Annotated in this window: 28 protein-coding genes and 1 pseudogene; 3 read left to right on the top strand and 26 right to left on the bottom strand. The window is 42.3% G+C overall.

Annotation, left to right across the window (positions count from 1 at the left end; genetic code table 11):
- Positions 1-7 precede the first annotated feature (7 nt).
- Positions 8-319, bottom strand: a complete 312-nt coding sequence (yneA, locus tag M1D67_RS10635; protein WP_020451592.1) for a cell division suppressor protein YneA — start codon at positions 317-319, stop codon at positions 8-10.
- A gap of 152 nt (positions 320-471) precedes the next feature.
- Between yneA and lexA the strand changes: the two genes are divergently transcribed.
- Positions 472-1,095: a transcriptional repressor LexA gene (lexA, locus tag M1D67_RS10630; RefSeq protein ID WP_020451591.1), complete on the top strand. Its 624-nt coding sequence runs from the start codon at positions 472-474 to the stop codon at positions 1,093-1,095.
- 197 nt (positions 1,096-1,292) lie between these two features.
- Here lexA and M1D67_RS10625 read toward each other — a convergent pair whose 3' ends face one another.
- From M1D67_RS10625 to M1D67_RS10545, 17 genes and pseudogenes are all read right to left on the bottom strand, one after another.
- A complete protein-coding gene (locus M1D67_RS10625) occupies positions 1,293-1,721 on the bottom strand; it encodes a NucA/NucB deoxyribonuclease domain-containing protein (protein WP_145685458.1) in 429 nt (142 codons plus the stop codon).
- Positions 1,722-2,015: 294 nt separating this feature from the next.
- Positions 2,016-2,855 carry a thymidylate synthase gene (locus tag M1D67_RS10620; RefSeq protein ID WP_026579651.1) on the bottom strand — a complete coding sequence of 280 codons (840 nt, stop codon included), beginning with the start codon at positions 2,853-2,855 and terminating at the stop codon, positions 2,016-2,018.
- A 59-nt stretch (positions 2,856-2,914) separates the two neighbouring features.
- Positions 2,915-3,676 (bottom strand): hypothetical protein, encoded by a 762-nt coding sequence (locus M1D67_RS10615; protein WP_025809940.1) that lies wholly within the window; start codon positions 3,674-3,676, stop codon positions 2,915-2,917.
- 88 nt (positions 3,677-3,764) lie between these two features.
- Complete coding sequence (locus M1D67_RS10610; RefSeq protein WP_020451587.1) at positions 3,765-4,598, bottom strand: prohibitin family protein; 834 nt, start codon at positions 4,596-4,598, stop codon at positions 3,765-3,767.
- Complete coding sequence (locus tag M1D67_RS10605) at positions 4,591-4,731, bottom strand: hypothetical protein (protein ID WP_023857597.1); 141 nt, start codon at positions 4,729-4,731, stop codon at positions 4,591-4,593. Before M1D67_RS10605 ends, M1D67_RS10610 begins: the two co-directional genes overlap by 8 nt.
- Positions 4,732-5,041: 310 nt before the next feature.
- A complete protein-coding gene (gene wrbA / locus M1D67_RS10600) occupies positions 5,042-5,656 on the bottom strand; it encodes an NAD(P)H:quinone oxidoreductase (protein ID WP_020451586.1) in 615 nt (204 codons plus the stop codon).
- A 201-nt stretch (positions 5,657-5,857) separates the two neighbouring features.
- Complete coding sequence (locus tag M1D67_RS10595; RefSeq protein WP_020451585.1) at positions 5,858-6,466, bottom strand: flavin reductase family protein; 609 nt, start codon at positions 6,464-6,466, stop codon at positions 5,858-5,860.
- Positions 6,467-6,487: 21 nt separating this feature from the next.
- Positions 6,488-7,427, bottom strand: a pseudogene (locus M1D67_RS10590) (ring-cleaving dioxygenase).
- A gap of 368 nt (positions 7,428-7,795) precedes the next feature.
- Entirely contained in the window at positions 7,796-8,251 is a 456-nt protein-coding gene (locus tag M1D67_RS10585; protein ID WP_020451583.1) for a MarR family winged helix-turn-helix transcriptional regulator, read from the bottom strand.
- Positions 8,252-8,490: 239 nt separating this feature from the next.
- Entirely contained in the window at positions 8,491-9,096 is a 606-nt protein-coding gene (locus tag M1D67_RS10580; RefSeq protein WP_020451582.1) for a TetR/AcrR family transcriptional regulator, read from the bottom strand.
- Positions 9,097-9,419: 323 nt separating this feature from the next.
- Positions 9,420-9,722 carry a hypothetical protein gene (locus M1D67_RS10575; RefSeq protein ID WP_020451581.1) on the bottom strand — a complete coding sequence of 101 codons (303 nt, stop codon included), beginning with the start codon at positions 9,720-9,722 and terminating at the stop codon, positions 9,420-9,422.
- 16 nt (positions 9,723-9,738) lie between these two features.
- Positions 9,739-10,086 carry a GNAT family N-acetyltransferase gene (locus M1D67_RS10570; protein ID WP_229129055.1) on the bottom strand — a complete coding sequence of 116 codons (348 nt, stop codon included), beginning with the start codon at positions 10,084-10,086 and terminating at the stop codon, positions 9,739-9,741.
- On the bottom strand, positions 10,044-10,199 hold the full coding sequence (locus tag M1D67_RS10565) for a hypothetical protein (protein ID WP_458118014.1): 156 nt from the start codon (positions 10,197-10,199) through the stop codon (positions 10,044-10,046). The genes M1D67_RS10570 and M1D67_RS10565 overlap by 43 nt, the downstream gene beginning before the upstream one ends.
- Positions 10,200-10,330: 131 nt before the next feature.
- The gene (locus M1D67_RS10560) at positions 10,331-11,131 is read right to left on the bottom strand and encodes a DUF2935 domain-containing protein (protein ID WP_020451579.1); all 801 of its coding nucleotides are present in this window, start codon (positions 11,129-11,131) and stop codon (positions 10,331-10,333) included.
- Positions 11,132-11,213: 82 nt separating this feature from the next.
- Positions 11,214-12,077 (bottom strand): manganese catalase, encoded by an 864-nt coding sequence (locus tag M1D67_RS10555; RefSeq protein ID WP_023857602.1) that lies wholly within the window; start codon positions 12,075-12,077, stop codon positions 11,214-11,216.
- 76 nt (positions 12,078-12,153) lie between these two features.
- On the bottom strand, positions 12,154-12,693 hold the full coding sequence (resA, locus tag M1D67_RS10550; RefSeq protein ID WP_105980974.1) for a thiol-disulfide oxidoreductase ResA: 540 nt from the start codon (positions 12,691-12,693) through the stop codon (positions 12,154-12,156).
- Between the two features lie 61 nt (positions 12,694-12,754).
- On the bottom strand, positions 12,755-13,195 hold the full coding sequence (locus tag M1D67_RS10545; protein WP_026579657.1) for a hypothetical protein: 441 nt from the start codon (positions 13,193-13,195) through the stop codon (positions 12,755-12,757).
- A gap of 209 nt (positions 13,196-13,404) precedes the next feature.
- On the opposite strand from M1D67_RS10545, the gene M1D67_RS10540 reads away from it, so the two are divergent.
- Positions 13,405-13,731, top strand: coding sequence for a YxeA family protein (locus tag M1D67_RS10540; protein ID WP_206761302.1), 327 nt, complete (start codon positions 13,405-13,407; stop codon positions 13,729-13,731).
- 36 nt (positions 13,732-13,767) lie between these two features.
- On the opposite strand, the gene speG is transcribed toward M1D67_RS10540, so the two are convergent.
- The 4 genes from speG to M1D67_RS10520 form a co-directional block, all read right to left on the bottom strand.
- Positions 13,768-14,310, bottom strand: coding sequence for a spermidine N1-acetyltransferase (speG, locus tag M1D67_RS10535; protein ID WP_020451574.1), 543 nt, complete (start codon positions 14,308-14,310; stop codon positions 13,768-13,770).
- A 28-nt stretch (positions 14,311-14,338) separates the two neighbouring features.
- A complete protein-coding gene (locus M1D67_RS10530; protein WP_020451573.1) occupies positions 14,339-14,656 on the bottom strand; it encodes a DMT family transporter in 318 nt (105 codons plus the stop codon).
- Between the two features lie 2 nt (positions 14,657-14,658).
- Entirely contained in the window at positions 14,659-14,991 is a 333-nt protein-coding gene (locus M1D67_RS10525) for a DMT family transporter (protein WP_020451572.1), read from the bottom strand.
- A gap of 80 nt (positions 14,992-15,071) precedes the next feature.
- Positions 15,072-15,656: a TetR/AcrR family transcriptional regulator gene (locus M1D67_RS10520; RefSeq protein WP_020451571.1), complete on the bottom strand. Its 585-nt coding sequence runs from the start codon at positions 15,654-15,656 to the stop codon at positions 15,072-15,074.
- A 560-nt stretch (positions 15,657-16,216) separates the two neighbouring features.
- On the opposite strand from M1D67_RS10520, the gene M1D67_RS10515 reads away from it, so the two are divergent.
- On the top strand, positions 16,217-16,837 hold the full coding sequence (locus tag M1D67_RS10515) for a hypothetical protein (RefSeq protein WP_026579659.1): 621 nt from the start codon (positions 16,217-16,219) through the stop codon (positions 16,835-16,837).
- Between the two features lie 352 nt (positions 16,838-17,189).
- Here M1D67_RS10515 and M1D67_RS10510 read toward each other — a convergent pair whose 3' ends face one another.
- The 4 genes from M1D67_RS10510 to M1D67_RS10495 form a co-directional block, all read right to left on the bottom strand.
- Entirely contained in the window at positions 17,190-17,360 is a 171-nt protein-coding gene (locus M1D67_RS10510; protein WP_195536448.1) for a hypothetical protein, read from the bottom strand.
- Between the two features lie 122 nt (positions 17,361-17,482).
- Positions 17,483-17,959, bottom strand: coding sequence for a Rok-like winged helix domain-containing protein (locus M1D67_RS10505; protein ID WP_026579660.1), 477 nt, complete (start codon positions 17,957-17,959; stop codon positions 17,483-17,485).
- A gap of 130 nt (positions 17,960-18,089) precedes the next feature.
- Positions 18,090-18,662, bottom strand: coding sequence for a GNAT family N-acetyltransferase (locus M1D67_RS10500; protein ID WP_095290608.1), 573 nt, complete (start codon positions 18,660-18,662; stop codon positions 18,090-18,092).
- 33 nt (positions 18,663-18,695) lie between these two features.
- Positions 18,696-19,178, bottom strand: coding sequence for a DUF4944 domain-containing protein (locus M1D67_RS10495; RefSeq protein WP_020451566.1), 483 nt, complete (start codon positions 19,176-19,178; stop codon positions 18,696-18,698).
- Positions 19,179-19,270 lie beyond the last annotated feature (92 nt).

Raw genomic sequence — 19,270 nt, 5'->3', positions numbered from 1 at the left:
CAATCATTTATTCTACAACTGCAAGCTGATATTGATCGGAGTGCTGTTTGGCTACCGGCAGGACCAAAACATCGCCCGGTTTAATAACGGAGGTCGGCAGATTGTTTTTATCGGCGACCCATTCGATGAATTTTTGTTTGTCAGCGGGTTTTCCGCCTTTGATCCGGTCGGCCAGCTCCCACAATGTATCGCCTTCCTGCACTTCTATTTTAACATATTGCTTTCTTTCTTCGATTTTACCGGCAAAAGACACAAACAGAATACAGCAGCTGATCACAGCAGTAAACAGACTGACAAAAATCAATGATTCTCTTTTCATATCCATCACCCCAGAATGTTTGTTCGGTTTTATGATTTCAGTATACATACGAACAAATGTTTCTGTCAATCGTTTTTTTTCGAACCTATGTTTGTACTCAAAGGAAAAACATGCTATAATCTAGCTAAAATCGACGTTTTGAGGTGCAAAAAATGACGAAGCTATCAAAAAGACAACTTGATATTTTGCGTTTCATTAAAGAAGAAGTGAAACGCAAAGGCTATCCGCCTTCCGTCAGGGAGATCGGAGAAGCGGTCGGCCTGGCGTCAAGTTCAACGGTACACGGCCACTTGGCAAGGCTTGAAACGAAGGGATTGATCAGAAGGGATCCGACGAAGCCGAGAGCGATCGAAATTCTCGATACAGAGGAAGAAATTCACATTCCGAAAAACCAGGTTGTCAATGTCCCGGTCATCGGAAAGGTGACGGCCGGTACGCCGATTACCGCAGTCGAAAACATTGAGGAATACTTTCCGCTTCCAGACCGCCTGGCGCCGCCGGATGAGCATGTCTTTATGCTGGAGATCATGGGCGAAAGCATGATCGATGCCGGAATTCTTGATCAGGATTATGTGATAGTCAAACAGCAGAACACCGCAAACAACGGAGATATCGTCGTTGCGATGACCGAAGACGACGAAGCGACTGTTAAGCGGTTTTTCAAGGAAGAAACCCATATCCGCCTTCAGCCGGAAAACCCGACGATGGAACCGATCATCCTCCAGAATGTGACGATTCTCGGAAAAGTCATTGGCGTATTCCGCACGGTTCATTAAAAAACGGACTCATCAGCAAAACCGCCGGTCGGCGGTTTTTTTTCGCACGAAAAAACAGGCCCACATCCAGACGGAATGAAGGATGCGAGCCTGAAACAGAGGGATTGATCATATGCTTACATTACCATTATCCCCCAAACGAGTTTTCTTGTCAACAAAAATGTTTCCTTGAGGAAACATTTTTCATTGTCTCCCTTTTATCGAACGATAAACAAAATTCTCGTCCCGTCAGCGTAATCGCTCAGCCTGTTCCCGACCCAGGAGCCGGCTCCGCGGTTATCCGATGAGCTGACATATCTGACCGACGCTCCTTTTCCTCCTTCTTCACACATGGCCATCGGCCATTCGTCACGGTCAAAGCCCGGCTTAGTCGGAATCCCTTTTAATGATTCCTGACGGCGCTTATCCGCTCCAGATCTTTCAATTGTGCAGACATCTGAATGGCCCGCTTTGATCGCATCGCTTATATGAGCACCGGTTTCAGGATAGCGCGATGCCGGAAAATACAATACGTCATCATACCTTGCAACGCCTTCGGCATGCTGAGAAGAATATGCAGCCCCTCCCGAAAGCCCAAGCAGCACCAATGCGGAAAACAGCAGATGAACCGCCCATTTTTTGATCATGACAAAAACAACCTCCTCTTGTATATGCTGGTGTCACTAACAGATTAAGAGAGAATTGTTTTTGCTTTTCGGGCTCTTTGTGAAAAAGACGTTTAGATTGTGTAAATAAACGTAAGTTAAATGCTCGGGGCATACCCGTGAAAAACTGCATGTACTTTTTGCGTCCACTCTAAACGGTATACACGGGAGCCGTCAGGAAACATGCGGCTGCCGGATATGCAAATTTTTTCATCGTTGTATTTTTTAAAAATGATTCATTCACACAACAAAAAAACAGGCGGAAAATCCGCCTGTTTATACGGCAACTTCAAATGTCAGCTTGTCGCCGTGCTTATAGTCAATTAATTTAAAATCATCGATTGTAAAGTCATAAAAGTTTTTGATGTCCGGGTTGATCCACAGCTTCGGCGCTTCATATTGCTCGCGTTTCATCTGAATGTTTAAATTATCGATGTGACGGGTATAGATGTGACAGTCGCCGATATTGAAGATGTATTCGCCCAGCTCATAACCGAGGACTTGGGCGATCATGCGCTGCAAGACGTTATATTGGAACACATTGAACGGGTTGCCAAGCGCCATGTCATTGCTTCTCGCTCTTACTTCCAAAGAGAGCTTTCCTTCTTTCACATACCATTGCGTCTCATAGACGCAGGGCGTCAAGGCCATGCCGTCCAAGTCATCGGGATTCCACAGCATGGTCAAATGCCTGCGTGAAGACGGATTATGCTTTAACTGATGGAGCAAATAATCCACTTGATCGGCTTTCTGCCCGTTAACCGTTCTGTTTTTCTTCGCTAATTGATAGCCGTAGGCTGCTCCGATTGTGCCGTCTTCAAGCCGCCATTGATCCCAAATATGAACCCCCATATCGTTCAAAACTTGAACATCATTGGATTTCAGCTGCCAGATCCAAAGCAGCTCTTTGATGGCCGTTTTCCACGCCACCTTCTTCGTCGTCAAAATCGGCACTTCCGAATTGTCAAACCGCATTTTTTCGCTCATGATGCTCAGCGTATGAGCCGGCGTTCCGTCTGAATCCCACTTCGTCCGGACCTGATATTCTTCATCGGAGATCCCTGATTCAATAATTTTTTGAATGATTGCATTGTATTGCTGGTCATAATGGCTCATCTTATCCTCTCCTCTTTCCACATGATATGTATAAAATGAGTTTTTTTCAAGATTTAAGATCATGCGCGGGTTTGATAAATCTCCAACGCTTTCTTGATAACATTTTTATCGTATCCGGTGACATCATGGATTTTCTCAGTCCAGCCTTCGATTGTGTCCGGCTTCGCTTCTCTGTATAATCCTTTGCTCGTGCTAAGATATATGTCCCAGCCGCTGAATTCCCAATGCGCGATTTCATGTTGAAACGGAATTCTGCATTCCAGTAATGGCGCAGGCTTCAATGCCGCTTGCGAGCATTCAGCTGCCTCCCAAAAAACGGACATGTCAACAGGCTCTGTAGAGTAGACTTGAGTTGACACCTTTCCGTTCGGCCGATGGTAAAGGACCTTAACTCCGCCGGTTGTCGGCTTGACTTGAATTTGTGCTGCCGGGAAAAAACCGTCCAGCTTTTCACTGGTATAATCTTCACATTCGCAGTCGATCAGAATCGGCTGCAGCCATTGATCTCCCAGATCACATAAAAAGCGCCGTCCTCTTTCATCAAGCGCGATGACTGCGGCATGCGCGCGTTCTGTTTTGAACGAACGGCCGATCGGAAAAGCTTCCACTCCGTCTTTTGTAAACTCGTCCAGCAGCCAAATCGAAAGGTCAAAGCAATTGCCGGCAATGCCGTACTCTTGGTGGTGTTCCTTCATCATTGAGACGTTCCGCTGTTTCTGATCCCCTCCCTGATGATAAAACCATGCCTTTGTCAGCGTTTCCATCGGAAAAGCGTCGAATCTTCTCCACGTACGGAGAATGGCATCCGGAGCAAACATCATCTTCCCCCCTGTCCAGAAGCGATTGTTAACACTATTATATACGGGCGACCGAGACGAAAAAAATCCCTTAGCAAGGGATTTTTTCGTTTTATTTTCCTTTCTCATCAGTCGGAATCTGGATCAGGGAATTCGATCCTGTCGCTTTAGGCATTTTTCCGTCCCATTTTTGGATCCATTGATACTTGATCATTTCATCTGACATCGATTTTTTAATAATTTCATTATACTCGGCAATACCTTGGGCTTCGATCTTTTTCTTTTTCGCTTCCGCTTCGGCGATCTTCAGCTCTGTCTGCGTTCTTTCCAGTTCCTGCGAAGACTTCACGCGCGCGTCAATCGCTTCCTGGGTCGCTTTATCAGGCTTTGGCACACCGAGTGTTAAATCGTCAATGACAAAGCCGAGCCCCTTCATATCATCTGCAAATGTTTTTTGGATTTCTGCGGCGGCATCAGATGATTTTTGTCCGTATGTATCAATGACGGAGTATTTGGAAATCGACTTTCTTGCAGCGTCCCACAGCCTTGTTTTCAAGTAGCTGTTTTCGATTGATTCAATATCGACCGCTCCGAATTTATTAAACAATTCTACGACTTTATCAGGCTGAACGACATAGTTGTAGGCGATGTCCATTGAGATGTTTTTGCCGTCAGAAGTAGCCACTTGAATATCCTGATTGTTTACAGTCTGCATCCGCACCGGATATCTTGTGACTTTGTCAAACAGTCCGACTAAATGCCAGCCTTGATCAAGCGTTTCCGATTTCACCCCGCCATTCGGAGAATAAACGACGCCGACATATCCGTTCGGAATTTTCTCGATGAACAAGGAAGCTGTGAATCCTCCGATAATTAAAGCAACAGCGACAATGATTCCGCCGAGCAGCGTTTTGTTTTTATTCTTCTTTGGTTGTTTTTCATTCATCTTTGTCATCCTCCAGCGTTTTCTTTATTTTGCTCGCCCCGCTTCCGACTTTTTTAAAAAGCGGGCTTAACATAAGCCATACGCCAAACCCTATAATGGATAGCAATATGATCGAACCAATCATGACTTTCACTTTTGTTTCACCCCTTTTGCATTTGTTGATTGATCGTATGACTAAATAAAATCATTTCACTTATGTTTACGTTCATATGAACTTAAAGTTTCATTTTTTTAAAATGTAATAGAAAAAATTTTATCATTGCAATTGCGAAATCAATGGCATCGTTAAAGGATATGTCGGATAACTTACTCTTTATGCCGCGTATATCATGGCGTGTTCGCAGTCAAATGAAGACGAAGCGGCATGCCGAACCAACTATCAGCTGGGCACATACTAAAAAAAGAGCCAAATGATTGGCTCTTTTAAAAATATTAAATTTCAATTATTGTTGATTGCCCTTTTTAACCCATTCAGCTACAGTCACTGTGCGTTTAGCTTGATGTTTCACTGCAGCTTCCACGTCTTCAATCATCTTCCCGTTTTGATCGACTGTAACACTCGTTCCATATGGATTTCCGCCAGCCCCGAAGAGGACAGGATCAGTGTATCCCGGAGAAGCAATAATAGCTCCCCAGTGCATCATTGAAGTATATAAGGACAAGATTGTTGCTTCTTGACCACCATGTGGATTTTGAGCGGAGGACATTGCGCTTACAACCTTATTTACTGTCTTTCCGTTTGCCCAAAGTCCGCCTTGTGTATCAAGAAACTGTTTCATTTGGGATGCCATATTGCCAAAGCGTGTTGGTGTACTGAATATAATAGCATCTGCCCACTCTATATCTTCTGAGGATACGACTGGAATGTCCTTTGTTGCATCAACAGTGGATTTCCACACTTCATTTCCCTCAATGGCTGATTGCGGAGCCAATTCTTGTACTTTTAAAACTCTGACTTCAGCACCGGCTTCTTCTGCACCTTCTGCAGCCCATTTGGCTAATTGATAGTTTGTTCCGCCCATACTATAAAAAACTACAGCTAATTTTACATTTGACATATGATCCAGCTCCTTTGATTTTCTAAATAGTTTGTCTAAAAATCCCATGTTTTCACACCTGCTTTTTTGTTTTCTTTTCGGCAAACCTTTTAAGAACCACCCCCTTGAAGTGTTTCGCTGCCATTATTATTCCTTGCTAGAATAAACTTAAAACATTTCAATTTAATAAATCTCAATTTCGAGATATTATGGATGGTTATATTACTTCGGTCTTTTTCTGGTGAAGATTTCGCCAATCTTTGCGTAATCATGCCCGGCTAAACGACTGATGGCGCCGAGGCCTCTTGGATCGATTTTTCCATTTTCATAGATGCCGCTTTCGATATGATATTGAACGACTCTGCCTATCATAAAATCGCATCCGTCAGAGTGCTTATCTCCCAACTCTAATGAATACTCCAGAACACATTCCATACGCACTTTTGCTTCTATCACGCCCGGCACCGAGACTTTCATACTTTCAACGGGGGTTAACTCCGCTAACTGAACTTCACTTTGACTTGGTGGTAGGCTGGCGGCCGTTAAATTCATTTTTTCAACGTTTTGTTCATCAACGATATGGACCACAAATTCTTTGCTGTTCAAAATGTTTCTCGCTGTATCCTTTTGGCTCCCTTCAAAACGTTGAATAGAAAGGGAGATCATCGGAGGATTTGAAGATACAATATTAAAGTAGCTAAAAGGAGCTCCGTTTAAGACGCCCTCCTCTGATAAACTTGTAACAAATGCAACAGGTCTCGGTATAATACTCCCGATTAAAAACTTGTAGTTCTCTCTTTCTGTTTTTGTATTGGGATCAATGGACAGCATCGAATCACTTCCTTACAAAAATTAATCCAGCGCCTTCACTGTTACAGGAATTAATCTTCTTTCTAACTGCTCTCTGTAGTGTTCATACTGGGCCGGCAGCATTAACTGTTCTCCCATTGTTTCATACGATTCATCATGGGCGAATCCTGGTGGATCTGTTGCAATTTCAAATAAGATTTCCCCGTGTTCTCTGAAATAAATCGCGTTAAAATAATTTCTGTCTTGCACAGGTGTAACACGGTATCCGTTTTCCGCAACATATTTTTGCCATTCCAATTGATCATTGTCATCAATGGCTCTCCAGGCAATATGGTGAACTGTACCCGTCCCCATTTGTCCGCTTCCTATAGTTGTTAGCTTCAAATCAATTATATTTCCTATGTCACCAGCAGAACGAAAACGTACAAAATCTCCTTCTTCTCCGACTTTTTCAAGTCCCATGACCTTTTCTAATAATTCAGCCGTTTTTTCGGGTTGTTTGGATAACAGTGTTGCTCCGCCAAATCCTTTGATTGCATTGTCCGGTGTTATTTCCCCTACTTTCCAGCTGTTCTTTTCCCCTTGTTCTCTTTCGACAATTTCCAGATGAAGACCATGAGGATCATCGAACTCCAAGTATTCCTCTCCAAAACGGTTCATTTTTGTATAAGGCACATTGAATTTTGCTAATCTGTTTTCCCAAAAAGCCATTGCGCCTTTAGGAACGACGTAAGAAGTCACTCCCACTTGACCATCTCCAATGACTCCTCGACGGGCACCTGCCCAAGGAAAGAATGTAATAATCGTTCCCGGTTTCCCGCCTTCATTGCCAAAATAGAGGTGGTATGTTCCCGGATCATCAAAATTAACGGTTTTTTTTCACTAAACGTAAACCAAGAACGCCAGCGTAAAAATCCACGTTCTCTTGCGGATGGCCGACAATCGCTGTAATGTGATGGATTCCGCTTGTTTTCTTTTTCATTCCACTTCACTCCTCTTTCATGAAACATAGCTTTATGATGAGAAATACGTTACAAATTCATTTACAGGTTTTCTAAATCCCCGTGGTTTTTCTGCTTTTTATTTTTTCCTTCTTTAAAAGATCAAAATCAATGGACAAGCATCCCTGCCTTTTTCTTTATAGGACTCCGGGCAGTTTTCAACCTCCGTAGATTTCTGTTGCTTGATGAAAAGCCTTTTTGTCACCCAAAACGATGATGACTGCCGATGAGCCCAGGATCTTGTTATGTCATGAAGCTCATGTACAGAAATAGAATACCCAGTTCAATATTTATTTCTCATTATCATGAATTTGTATATTTCGAATTCGAGATATTGTCATAAAAAAATTTACATGCTTTGGGCATGGAAGCCAAGTTTTTTTAACTTTTCAATTAGAACTTCTTTTTCTTTTATGTCTAAGCCGCCGAAAATGCCTTTCATAGCTGTTTTATGTTTTGGAAAAAGATTGTTCATCAGTGCAGTTCCTTCATTCGTTAAAGCAGCGTATGTTATACGGCGATCTTTAGGACAAGGCCTTCTCTCTATTAACTTTTTCTTCTCCAACTTATCTACAACATAGGTAATGCTGCTGCTTGCGATTAATACTTTTTCGCCTATTTTTTGGATCGGCTGATCGCCTTTACTATAGACTAATTCTAGAACAGCAAACTCAGTTGGGTTTAGTCCTAAACATTTAATATCCTCTTCCACACGCTTTTTAATCGATTGCAGTGCACGAGACAACACAATAAATGCCTTTAAAGACAACTCCTCTTCGTATCTCTCCATTTCCTGACTGCCCACGGTATTCATCCTTTTTAATTATCTCGAATTCGAGATAATTGTATAATAACGATTTGCTGTTGTCAACTTTTTAAAACGGGTTTAAAACGGGTTATTATTATTACGAGTTAAAACCGATGAGACAGAATTGTTAAACGGGTGCAGTTGATTTGGGCGTACCATTGACCAAGCAGGATTCGGATCTAACACAAAAAACCGCCGACTCAAGGTCGGCAGCGCCGGCTGTTTCAGAAGTCTTGTCATACATGAAATAGTTTGTCTTTTATCTGGAGATGCAGCTTCGGATTCAGCAAGAAAATAATGGACTGAAGCTGTTCCTGTTTATTAATCGAGGGATCCGCGTGGTGTTGATGGTTGTATCCGTTAAAGATTGCAATCAGCGTGGTGGCCATCACCTTCGGATTGAGCTGTTTTTGAACGATGCCTTCTTCCTGAAGCTGCTCGATCAGTTCGACAAAAAACTCTCTCCACTGCTCATACAGAAGGGCTACTTTTCTTTGAATCTCAGGATATCTATGACTATTTGCCATAAATTCCAAAAACAAAGCTGTCGAATGCTCTTTATTTGATGTTTGAATCAAGTGTTCAATCCCTGCGAGCAATCCCCTCAGCGTCTTTTTTCGAAAACAATTCATGCTGGTTTGAAAGCGATCTTCCATTTGCTCATTCATAATATGGAGAAACAGCATCTCCTTTGACTTGAAATACAAATAAAACGTAGCTTTAGAAAATCCGGCTTCTTTCATAATTTCATCTACAGAGGTTGCCGAATATCCATTTTGGGCGAACAGATGATATCCGGCTTCTACGATCTTTTGAACCGTATTCTGTGTCTTCTTTTTCATTAAGCTGTCCTGTCCTCTCTACTTCTCTAATTAAGTTAACCATCTATGTATTGAGATATACTGGGAACGTCAAGGACTCGTTATGTTAAAGAAAATTGGAAAAAGACGCTTAAAATCTTTTGCTCAAACATACACTTGCAGCCTAAGCGGACGTTCTTTCATCAAGCATAGCAGTGACATATAAACACCGCCAAGTGACATTAGCCCGGTAAGTCAACAAGGTCAATCGCCCTAACAGGCCGGTAGCCGTATGTTCCTTTCCTTGCAAAATTCCCAACATTCATTCTAGCATTTACTGCTAAAAACTTCATATATATTGTAATTTATTTAATTGGATTTTTCTGTTTTTTAAAAGCCTCTATGAAATACCCGGGGTCCGCATCCACTTCATAAGCAAATACCCCCTGGTTCGTATGGAGGTAAAGCAAACCGGCCTCGGAAAAAGGTCTGTATGATACATCGTGGACGTGCTCAAGGCGATACTGGCGGCTTGCAGTTAAAATTTTATCGTTGTACAGGTACATTTGATTATGCTTTTTTGTATAGGTTTGCCGGTTAAAATCAATCGTCCGTTCTGTTTTGTAGTAGCTGACAGCCGCGATGGCCTGATGGCACCCGTCTTTCATTTGAAACCTCCATTTGCTATTCGTTGATTAATTTGGACATGACATATTCATCAACATATTGTCCTTTTACTTTCAAAGCGTGCTTTTTAGTGCCTTCAATGATAAAACCCATTTTTTTGTATAAACGCACGGCGGCTGTATGATGGGTCATGACAGTCAGCTCAAGTCTGTGAAGCTTTTCTTCACAGGCCCATTTTTCCAATGCCTGAAACAGCTTTACTCCAATACCTTGTCCAATATATGTTTGGCGTATGCCGATGATGATATGGGCACGGTGGCGTGTTCTCTGAACCTGTCCTCTGACTGCTGCAACATATCCGACTAAGCTTCCGTCATCAGCCGCACAAACAAAAACTTCACACACGCCGGATTGGATCTGTTTGATTTGACGTTGTGCCTGAAGCTTTCGTTATCGATCGTTTCACAAAGCTTCAGATAGTTTTCTGCATCTAAAGCTGTTAATTTTCTGACATGCAAGAAAGGCCCTCCAAACAGTTTTTAGATTATCTATATATTCTGAATTATAATCGCATGAAAAAGGCTATGCAAACCGCAGGTGCCAAGATCGATTCGCGGCTTCATCAAAAAAAATAGCAAAACCGCCGGCATTACTTTTCAAGCAGCCTCGGTTTCGCAGGGTCGCACGCAGGTTTTTGCGTATTTGTCGATTCGGCGATTTTCATTAAATAATAGCATTCTTCCCTCATCATGTGGTCTGCCATCAGCGCGGAGAACGTACCGAGCATCTGATCTGTAAGCTCCAGCTCCTCCACTTCTTTCAAAAAGGTACGAAACAGCTCAATCTCAAGCTTCACGTCTTTATTCATCCTTCTGAGAGCGGGAAAAGATTCAACATTCGCTCTGAGATACCCCGTCAATTCAACGGATTTAATATAGAACTGTTCAAAGTGTTTGACAAACTCCCTGCTCTTCTCTTTCAACCGTTTTTCCACCGCATCCAGGTCATCGGCAATTGCTCCAGCATGTCCGGCGGCATCCATCAGCCACAGCATATGGTGGTGCAACTCGTGGAAAACAGGCGGCACTTCCCGTTTTTTTAAGTATTTTAGCACAAGCAAGTACTCCTCCAGTTCATTTACCATATGGTTAATAAAAGTCGGAGGAAGGTGAATTTTAATATCGCCTGTCAGGTGCCTTTTAATGATGGAGAGTTTAAATTTCCTGAATTGAAGGGCATATTCTTCAGCTTCAAGCGTTAATGAATACAAATCAGGCGAAGCATTCACTTTTTTCAGCAAAACATCAAACGTCTGCTTGAACTGCTTCGCCTTTTGAATATCTTCTTTTTCCCTTTCAGCCAAAGAATCCAAAATAAAACGCGCATGATCACCCAAAACTTGAAGCCAAAATTTATGTTCAAAAACGGCCGTCTCCTTATAAGTTTTCAAGCTTGCGCCTCCCTTTAAATACCATTCTTCACTATGGCTATTCGCTGCAAGCCCGAAATATGATCATGCAAATAGAAGCTGATCAATAAAGATTCGGAGGCAGTATGTCATCCCGGGGATGTTGAATAACCGATGGCGGCGTATCATGAATATATGCAGGCGCAGGTTTTAGCACCGGTTTTTTCGCAAGGGGCTGAGGATGTTCAACATACTGAAAAACGCCTTCCCCATCCATGCTCGGTCCCTTCGCCCATCTGCCTGTAGCGCTCTCGTTGCCTCTTGAAAAATTAAATAATACATGGGAGACTTCCCTTTTTTCCAGATGGCGCGGAAACGTGCTTGGGACGACGACATTTTCTTTCGCTTCCAGTTCTTTAATGGCCGCAAGCCACTGGTTTTGATGCATCGTATCCCTTGCAATCAGCCAGGACAGCATATCTTTGACACCGCGGTCCGTCGTCTCTTCATAAAGGCGGACAGCCTGCAGGCGTCCCTGTGATTCCGCGTTTAAATTTGCTCGAAAGTCGGCAAGCAAATTTCCGCTTGCAATAATATAATCGGCGGTCCAGCGGTTTCCCACACTGTCGGCCGGCATTGCCCCTAATCCTGATACGATGGCATGCTGCGGATTCATCCCTCCGAGAATGGCACCGAGCACCGGATCTTTTGCCGCTTTTTCAAGATCGCCGACCGGCGCACCGTCCAAAAGCCTTGCGATCATCGTCGCCAGCATCTCGATATGGGCGAGCTCTTCAGCTCCTGTATCCATCAGCAGATCTTTGTACTTGCCGTTTCCTCTGACACTCCAGCCTTGAAAAAGATATTGCAGAGCTACTGATATTTCGCCGAACTGTCCTCCCAGTATTTCCTGCAGCTTCTTCGCAAATAATGGATCGGGTTTTTCAGGCTTTGCATGATACTGCAGTTCTTTAATATGAAAAAACATAAGATCGCTCCTCTCATGAGCTACCTTATGAACGATAAGAACAATAGGTGTTTGTCTATGCCTTTTAAATGAGTTTCTATGAACCGCTAAGAAGATCTTCAATCCACATATCAACTTGCCGCTCAGACATTCCTCCGACATACATCCGCTCTGGTCTTCCTTCCCGATTAATGAATATACTTGTAGGCAAATAATAAATTTCCCAAGAACGGTAAGCTTCAGCCGATTGATCCAAAGCGACCGGAAAAGTTAAGCCATGGCGGTCGACAAAGCTCTTTACCGCACCTTTCGATTCACGCACATTGACAGCGATGATTTCAAAACCGTCTCCTTTAAAACGGTCATAAGCTTTTTGCATGACCGGCATCTCCTCTTTGCACGGTGTACAAAAAGTCCCCCAAAAGTTGACAACCACCGCCTTTCCCCGTAATTTTTTCAGTTCGATGTCACCGCCCTCTAAAGTCGATAATTTAAAATGTAATGCCTGCTGATGAAGGGCAGTGCCTGCCTGTTCATTCCGGCCTCCGGCAATATGCTGATAAAGAGCAAAACCAGCCGCACAACATAGGAGCAAGAGGATGGCGCCTCTCAATAAAAGCAGCGTTTGTTTTTTCATTTTTTTCTCCCGATATGTTAGCCCTAATATGAAAAAAGGACTCTCCTCTGCTGGGCTTTCTTTATGATGAGTAGTCCGGCATTTCATGCTCAAAGCCGTAAAAGCCTGTAATTCCAACATCTCCGCAGCCTGACACTTTTGTGATATCCAGGAAATGATTGCGGTGCGGCGTCCCGCTCACTTTATCTGCAGCACTTAAATGAAGATGATTTCCAGTAAATTCTTTCTCGCTTAAAGTGATCGCATGTCCTGTTAACGTGATTCTCTGCAGCTTGATGTTGAGTGTACAGCCTTCTGCATTAAAAATCGTAAACTTATAATACAGCCATGTCGGGTAGTAATTTACATTGGTGCTGTCCGCCATAAAAAATCCCACTTGATCTTCACTCATTGTCATGGTCGTCTTTTTCTCATCTTTTGTAACCGCGGCATCAGCAGGGTGAATATGAAAACTGCAGGCCATCATGATTGAAAACAACATCAAAAATAAAATTTTTTTCATTGGCGCCCCTCCCTTTTTCCATATTATAAACTTTATTGAATAAAAAGGATATTGAAATTTAATCTCCCGTGTCAAGATGAGTGTGCCGAACGATCCTTACAAAAAGTGTAATGTTCATGTCACGTTATTCGATTTTTTTATCAGACAATGAATCTTAGAATGATAAATGAGGTGAAATTGTGAAAAAGCATATCGTATGGATCAGCCTGATGATCATATTTACCGCATTATTAAGCGGATGTAACTTAAACCGTGTGGGAACAGACGAATATTATGTTCACATTACCGGAAACGGGAAGGAAGACACGTCGAAGTTTGACGACGGCGAGGAATACTCCGTCTTCAAATATGAACTGGCCGGTTTTGATGAGGACGGTCAAGAAAAAACAATGGAATTCACAGCTGATAAAAACCTTCGTACAGGCGCGTTTTTACGGCTTTTCTATTCTGAAAATAAAGGCGTGAAATCGTGGGAAGAGGTTGAAAAAGACGATATTCCCAACAAAGCCAAAGATCGATTAGGTGTGAAAAATTAAAAAACATGCGGGAGATGGCGGCGCCATCTCTTTTGTTTATCCTTGCATGCCTTCCTTTTTGCTTTTTTTAAGTGATAAAAATTCATCCTGAAAAATGCACATTCTAATAGCGTTACGATAATAGCCGTCAACGAAAAACTCATCCTGCAGCTCGCTCTCGATTGTGAACCCTGCCTTTTTATACAAGTGAATCGCTTTTGCATTATCTTCGTCGACGATCAAATACAATTTGTGCAAATTCAAAACGGAAAACGCGTAGTTCATCGCCAAATACGTTGCGCTTGACGAATACCCGTTCCCTTGATGCTCTGGATCAATGATGATTTGAAACTCCGCCCTTCTGTGAATATAATCAATTTCGACCAGCTCAACCAATCCGATCATCTCAGTCTCTTTCTCTATGATAAAGCGCCGTTCGCTTTGGTCATGAATGTGTTTGTCAAACAAATCCTGCAGCTCAACAAAAGTCTCATACGGTTCTTCAAACCAATACGACATAATCTTCGCATCGTTGTTAAGACGGTGGACAAACGGAAGGTCTTCTCTTTCGAGCGGACGCAATTTAAGCTGATTGAACATATCAGCAACCTCCAATATAAATTAAAATTTAAGATGATGTAAGGCGCAGGCCGATCACCCCGATTATAATAAAGCCAAGTGAGATGAGCTGCGGAGCGCGAATCCGCTCCTTAAACCAAAATAAGCTGACTGCCGTAATGCCGATGCTGCCGATCCCGGTCCAAACGGCATAGGCAACACCGGCTGAAAGTGCCTGCATGGCTTTCGAAAGGCAGAAAAAAGACAAAGCAAACCCCAATACCATGACAATAATCGGCCATTTTTTTCTTGTGCCGTCTACATATTTCATAGCGATGGCGGCAATGACCTCTTCGATTCCAGAAATCACCAAAAATAACCACGGCATGATCAATCACCCCCTGACTGGGTATTGTTCTCTTTTGTAAACATTTTCATGCCAATAATGCCTCCCAACAGCACGATCAAAAAAAATATTTGCCCTCCTGAAAAGGGTTCGCCCATAAAAACACCCGTCACATATGTGCCGGCCGTTCCGATTCCGACAAATACGGTATAAGCCGACGCCATCGGAATGTTCCTGTAAGATCGTATCAGCATGAGAAAACTTGCCGCGATCAGTACAAAGATCATCAGCCAATCGGCGAAGGAATCCGCATGTTTAAGACCTGAGGCCCAAACCACTTCCAAAAAACCCGCAATAATGACGAGGAGCCAACTCAATGATAACACCCTTCCTGTTGTGAATGAACGTCAGTCATTTTTAGGCCGATAAAAAATGAACAGCTGCAGCCGGTCATTTTTCACTTGGTTCCTATGCTTCTCTTCAGAAAAGTAAATATTTCTTTTTTGAACACACTGAGCTCTTCGTCTTTTTCCGCCCCGATGTAATAACGTTCCGCTGTGTTTTCGACAAAGTTGATAATCGTTCTGGCCGTCCAGCGCACATTGATGTCCGGAATGACCTCGTTTTTCTCAACTGCTTTTTCAATAAGTCCTTCAAGCCAGGAATAATAAGGCTGATAGATCGCCTCCCATTTTTCCATCGAATGGTCAAAGGCAAGACCTGAGTAGCAAAGAACGATAATATCCTGATGAAGTTCCGTCATGTTGAACGTCTCATCGATCATGATGTCCAAGGCGGTCCAGAAAGACATGGTTCCGTCGACCTTGCTCTTAATATGGTCCAAAGAATGTGTCAGAAGATTTTCCGCGATCGCTGGAATCAGCGCATTTTTGGATGAGAAATAAAGATAAAAAGTGCCCTGCGCAGTGCCTGCTTTTTTCACGATATCTGAAATCGACGCCTTATCCAGCCCCTTTTCAGAAATGACTTCAATGGCCGCCTGCAAAATCTTTTCATATTTCCCGGACGTTTGCTTTGGCATGTTGCAGACCTCCCTAAAAATGAATGACTATCATTCATTTTAGTGGAGCGGCTTTTCATTGTCAACCGGGCGGCGCAGGACTTATTTCCTTAAAATTTCTTTAAAATCCTAAGCATAAGCTGTCTTTGGATATGAATCCCTTTTATACTTTACACATATACCGAAAACAGATGGAGTTGATATTGTTGAAACCGCTGATCAAGCTGGCATGCGGAGCTGCCTCTCTTATCGCAGCCGTCCTCGCAATATATTTTGCAGTGAAACGGAGCAAAGACAAACAATAGGAATTAGGAAAAGTTCTCAGCAAAGCTTTTCTTTTGCTAAAAGTTTTTTTGTTGATCTCCCTGTTCATTTTAAAGAGAAATGCAATGCATAGTGATCATGAAATCGAACAATCGATTAGACCTCCTACAGCTTTTTATGAATCTTTTTGGACTATTATGCTATATGAAAATATGCACAAAAAATATAACACTTGGAAAATCAATATGATATAATCATTACTCTAATGAGTAAATAAAGAGCTTTTTTAAATATATAAACGACGAAGGGGCTATAGAATGGAACTTACGATCACCAGAGCACTAAGCGAACTCAAAATGTTGGATAAAAGAATCAAGCGGGCCGTAAATGAGAGTACATTCGGAGGCTTGATGATCGGAAAGAAACTGCCGAACGGATTTCGGACAACCGAAGACTTGGAAACTAGGGCGAAAGCCGATTATCAATCAATTGAAGCCTTAATCAAAAGGCGAAATGCCATTAAGTCTGCCATTGTTGTATCCAACGCGACGACCAAAATCGAAGTGGCCGGAGTCAAGATGACTGTGGCTGAAGCCATCGAAAGAAAAACCTCCATCAGCTACGACATTCAACTTTTGGATAAGCTGAAAGAAGTGTACGCTGATTTAGTCGACGAGGCCGAGAGCGTCAATCAAAAAGTAACAGAAAGACTAGACAAACACCTGGAGACTCTTTTCGGAAAAGACGGCAAAGTAAAAGCGGCTGAAAACCAGGAAATCGTCAAATCTTTCCTCGCTGAAAATGAAGCAAAAATCATCGATCCGCTGAATCTAAAAGAGAAGATCGATTCCTTGTCAAAAAAGATCGAGGACTTTGAAATGGAAGTTGACTTTGCATTGTCCGAGAGCAATACACTCACCAAAATCAAAATCGATTAACGGCCGATTGTTAGCCAACCGAAAACCGATAAAACTAAACACCTTCCGAGGGAAAGGTGACTCCCTCCTTTTATTTCATCTGCACAGCCAAAGAGACGCTGTGCCAACATTGAGATAAAAGCTCAAAGCTCAACGTTCAGCGTTTACAGCTTAAGTATCAAAGCTCTTAACAGTTCAAAGCTTACGCCTTAAAGTTAAAAGATCGATAAAATCTGGGAGAAACGGCTGCTTGAGCATTTGTTTACCGGCTCAGTCGGTTGCCGCCCAGCAGGTTGGCTAACAATGGATATCAATAACAAAAAAACGTCTATATAGACGTTTTTTTAGTGGATTCGCAAATCAAAGGATGCGCTCAATCTTTCTGTTTGTCCTTTTCTATATGCACCCAAAGATAATAAATCACCCCGCCTGCTAAAATAAACACAATCCCCAAGTGCCCTTGCTCTGAGGGAACAAAAAATTGAAATAAAAACGCTAAAATTAAAGCCGGTACCATAATCATGAAGTATTTCTTTTTATCCAACATGTAAAACACCCTTACATTGATTTTAGCTAACGATACGATATAAGTGCTGTTTGGTTTCAATTTTTAAAGATTCCGCTCTGATTTATGACATATATGAATCTAGAATTATGACGAAAACCTCAAAGGTCTTTTTCTTTTTGCAAAATATAATGGCCGCGGGCAGGTTTTTTAATATCTGGGCGATGTTTCATTAAGCTCTTCATAAATGTTGTCATGTTTTTAATCGGAAAGCCGGTTTCTTTCTCGATTTCAGTTTTGAGCTTAATGCCTTTCAAGCCCTCTTCATAGCGGCTTAAAATGTTTAAGGCAGCCTCACGCTGTATGGTTGTTTTTGATTGGAAAATAGTATGAGATGGAGTTTTGATGGGCGGATGTTTGTCAGCGGCAATCTGGGATTGTTTTAATTCCTCTGCTGCAGCGCTTGCCAAGTCGATTAATGAAGATTTTTTGTTAATTGCGGGATCACTCTCCCGATCCAATTCACGCAGCTTCGAATAAATGTCTTGTCGTTCTTTCCGCAATTCCCGCATCACCTGAATCTCCGCATCACCTAGCTGTTCAAGTCTCAAACGCAACGCTTCTCTTTCGTCGAACATATCTCCCACATCCTAAAATTAAGATTCCATTATAGTTTATAGGACTTTTTTAACTTTAACAATTTATTTAAAAATAAATTCAAGAAAAGTTCTTTTTATCGTTAAAACATATATGGAATATAAAGGATGATTACGTTATTGATGTTCTTGTATCAATCGGCATATCCTTCGTCCGTCTCCTCCAAATCATATGATCATATCCTTTCCCCCAATAATCCTTCAGCATATAGTCAGGCTCGCCGAATTTCTTCTTCCATATTTTCTGTGCACCGGGATAACCGCTGTCCAAACAAAATTCCTTCACTCCCCGATTCAGAAAGGTCAAAAACATAACGTTGAACAGCAAAGACCCGATTCCGCGTCTTTGATAATCCGGGTGGACAAATACCGTCCCTACCTCATATAAATCCTTTAAAGCCCCATCCGTACAAATATCGATCAATTCGCTGGCAGGGCCATATTCGATTGTACCGATGATTTTATTCAGACGTTGATCTGAAGCGATAAAAAAGTGCCGGCTCTTCCCTTTGCTGTCTAAGTCTGCTTTCAAGTATTGCCTCTTACTTTCAATTTCACTTTCTTGATCATCAAGCAGATCGGATATCCCCTCTTTAGCAAAAGTATCCTCGACCACGATTCTGAAAAACTGATTCAGCTCTTCAACGTCGTCAATTTGCGGCCTTCTGATCTCAATTTCATTCATTTTAAATCACTTCCTTATTCAGTGATTGTCGCTTCATTTATACCACGGAATCTTGGTTAATTTCATTATTTCTGCGTTCTCTTCATCTCCGGTTTTCCACTCCACTTTGACTGATAACGCATGCCCGATGACATCCTCTTCAGGCATAAAATCAAAAGTCGCGATATGATCTTCCATATGGCCTCCGTCATCCATTTCCTCTCCGGTATACTCAGAAAGATCGTATTCTCCTCTATCATCATACTTTTTGCCGTCTATGTATAAGGTGATTGTTTTCACAATCGTTCTTTTCGCATCTTCTTTCGCGCCATCCCAATACAAATTCAAAAAATAATTAGGCCCGATTGACGTTTTATCTGATTTCTCAATCGAAGCATGCCACAGACCGCTTTCCCCCTCTCCTTCATACACCACTTTCTTTCCGAAGATCATTGCACTGACATATCCCCCGCCAATTAAAAGCAGAAATGCGCTGCTGATCATCAGCAGCCGTTTGAGTCCATTTTTGTTTTTCATCATTTCCCCCGCTTTCATCACAATAGTAGTGATGACGGTGAAAAAAGTTACGCAAAAAAGGCGCCATAAACGGCACCTTTTTAAAATCATAT

The organism is Bacillus sp. PK6-025, assembly GCF_056530265.1.
The sequence above is the reverse complement of the archived record's forward strand: the minus strand, read 5'-3'. Positions and strand labels throughout refer to the sequence as shown.

Coding starts and splice junctions, on each gene's coding strand:
- M1D67_RS10540 (WP_206761302.1), top strand. CDS start 13,405: ATGATCATATTTACCGCATTATTAAGCGGATGTAACTTAAACCGTGTG.
- M1D67_RS10610 (WP_020451587.1), bottom strand. CDS start 4,598: ATGAATGAAAAACAACCAAAGAAGAATAAAAACAAAACGCTGCTCGGC.
- M1D67_RS10595 (WP_020451585.1), bottom strand. CDS start 6,466: ATGCTGTCCATTGATCCCAATACAAAAACAGAAAGAGAGAACTACAAG.
- M1D67_RS10515 (WP_026579659.1), top strand. CDS start 16,217: ATGGAACTTACGATCACCAGAGCACTAAGCGAACTCAAAATGTTGGAT.
- lexA (WP_020451591.1), top strand. CDS start 472: ATGACGAAGCTATCAAAAAGACAACTTGATATTTTGCGTTTCATTAAA.
- M1D67_RS10530 (WP_020451573.1), bottom strand. CDS start 14,656: ATGCCGTGGTTATTTTTGGTGATTTCTGGAATCGAAGAGGTCATTGCC.
- M1D67_RS10625 (WP_145685458.1), bottom strand. CDS start 1,721: ATGATCAAAAAATGGGCGGTTCATCTGCTGTTTTCCGCATTGGTGCTG.
- wrbA (WP_020451586.1), bottom strand. CDS start 5,656: ATGTCAAATGTAAAATTAGCTGTAGTTTTTTATAGTATGGGCGGAACA.
- M1D67_RS10555 (WP_023857602.1), bottom strand. CDS start 12,077: ATGTTTTTTCATATTAAAGAACTGCAGTATCATGCAAAGCCTGAAAAA.
- M1D67_RS10545 (WP_026579657.1), bottom strand. CDS start 13,195: ATGAAAAAAATTTTATTTTTGATGTTGTTTTCAATCATGATGGCCTGC.
- M1D67_RS10520 (WP_020451571.1), bottom strand. CDS start 15,656: ATGCCAAAGCAAACGTCCGGGAAATATGAAAAGATTTTGCAGGCGGCC.
- yneA (WP_020451592.1), bottom strand. CDS start 319: ATGAAAAGAGAATCATTGATTTTTGTCAGTCTGTTTACTGCTGTGATC.
- M1D67_RS10505 (WP_026579660.1), bottom strand. CDS start 17,959: ATGTTCGACGAAAGAGAAGCGTTGCGTTTGAGACTTGAACAGCTAGGT.
- M1D67_RS10495 (WP_020451566.1), bottom strand. CDS start 19,178: ATGAAAAACAAAAATGGACTCAAACGGCTGCTGATGATCAGCAGCGCA.
- M1D67_RS10580 (WP_020451582.1), bottom strand. CDS start 9,096: ATGAAAAAGAAGACACAGAATACGGTTCAAAAGATCGTAGAAGCCGGA.
- M1D67_RS10500 (WP_095290608.1), bottom strand. CDS start 18,662: ATGAATGAAATTGAGATCAGAAGGCCGCAAATTGACGACGTTGAAGAG.
- M1D67_RS10575 (WP_020451581.1), bottom strand. CDS start 9,722: ATGAAAGACGGGTGCCATCAGGCCATCGCGGCTGTCAGCTACTACAAA.
- M1D67_RS10615 (WP_025809940.1), bottom strand. CDS start 3,676: ATGATGTTTGCTCCGGATGCCATTCTCCGTACGTGGAGAAGATTCGAC.
- speG (WP_020451574.1), bottom strand. CDS start 14,310: ATGTTCAATCAGCTTAAATTGCGTCCGCTCGAAAGAGAAGACCTTCCG.
- resA (WP_105980974.1), bottom strand. CDS start 12,693: ATGAAAAAACAAACGCTGCTTTTATTGAGAGGCGCCATCCTCTTGCTC.
- M1D67_RS10620 (WP_026579651.1), bottom strand. CDS start 2,855: ATGAGCCATTATGACCAGCAATACAATGCAATCATTCAAAAAATTATT.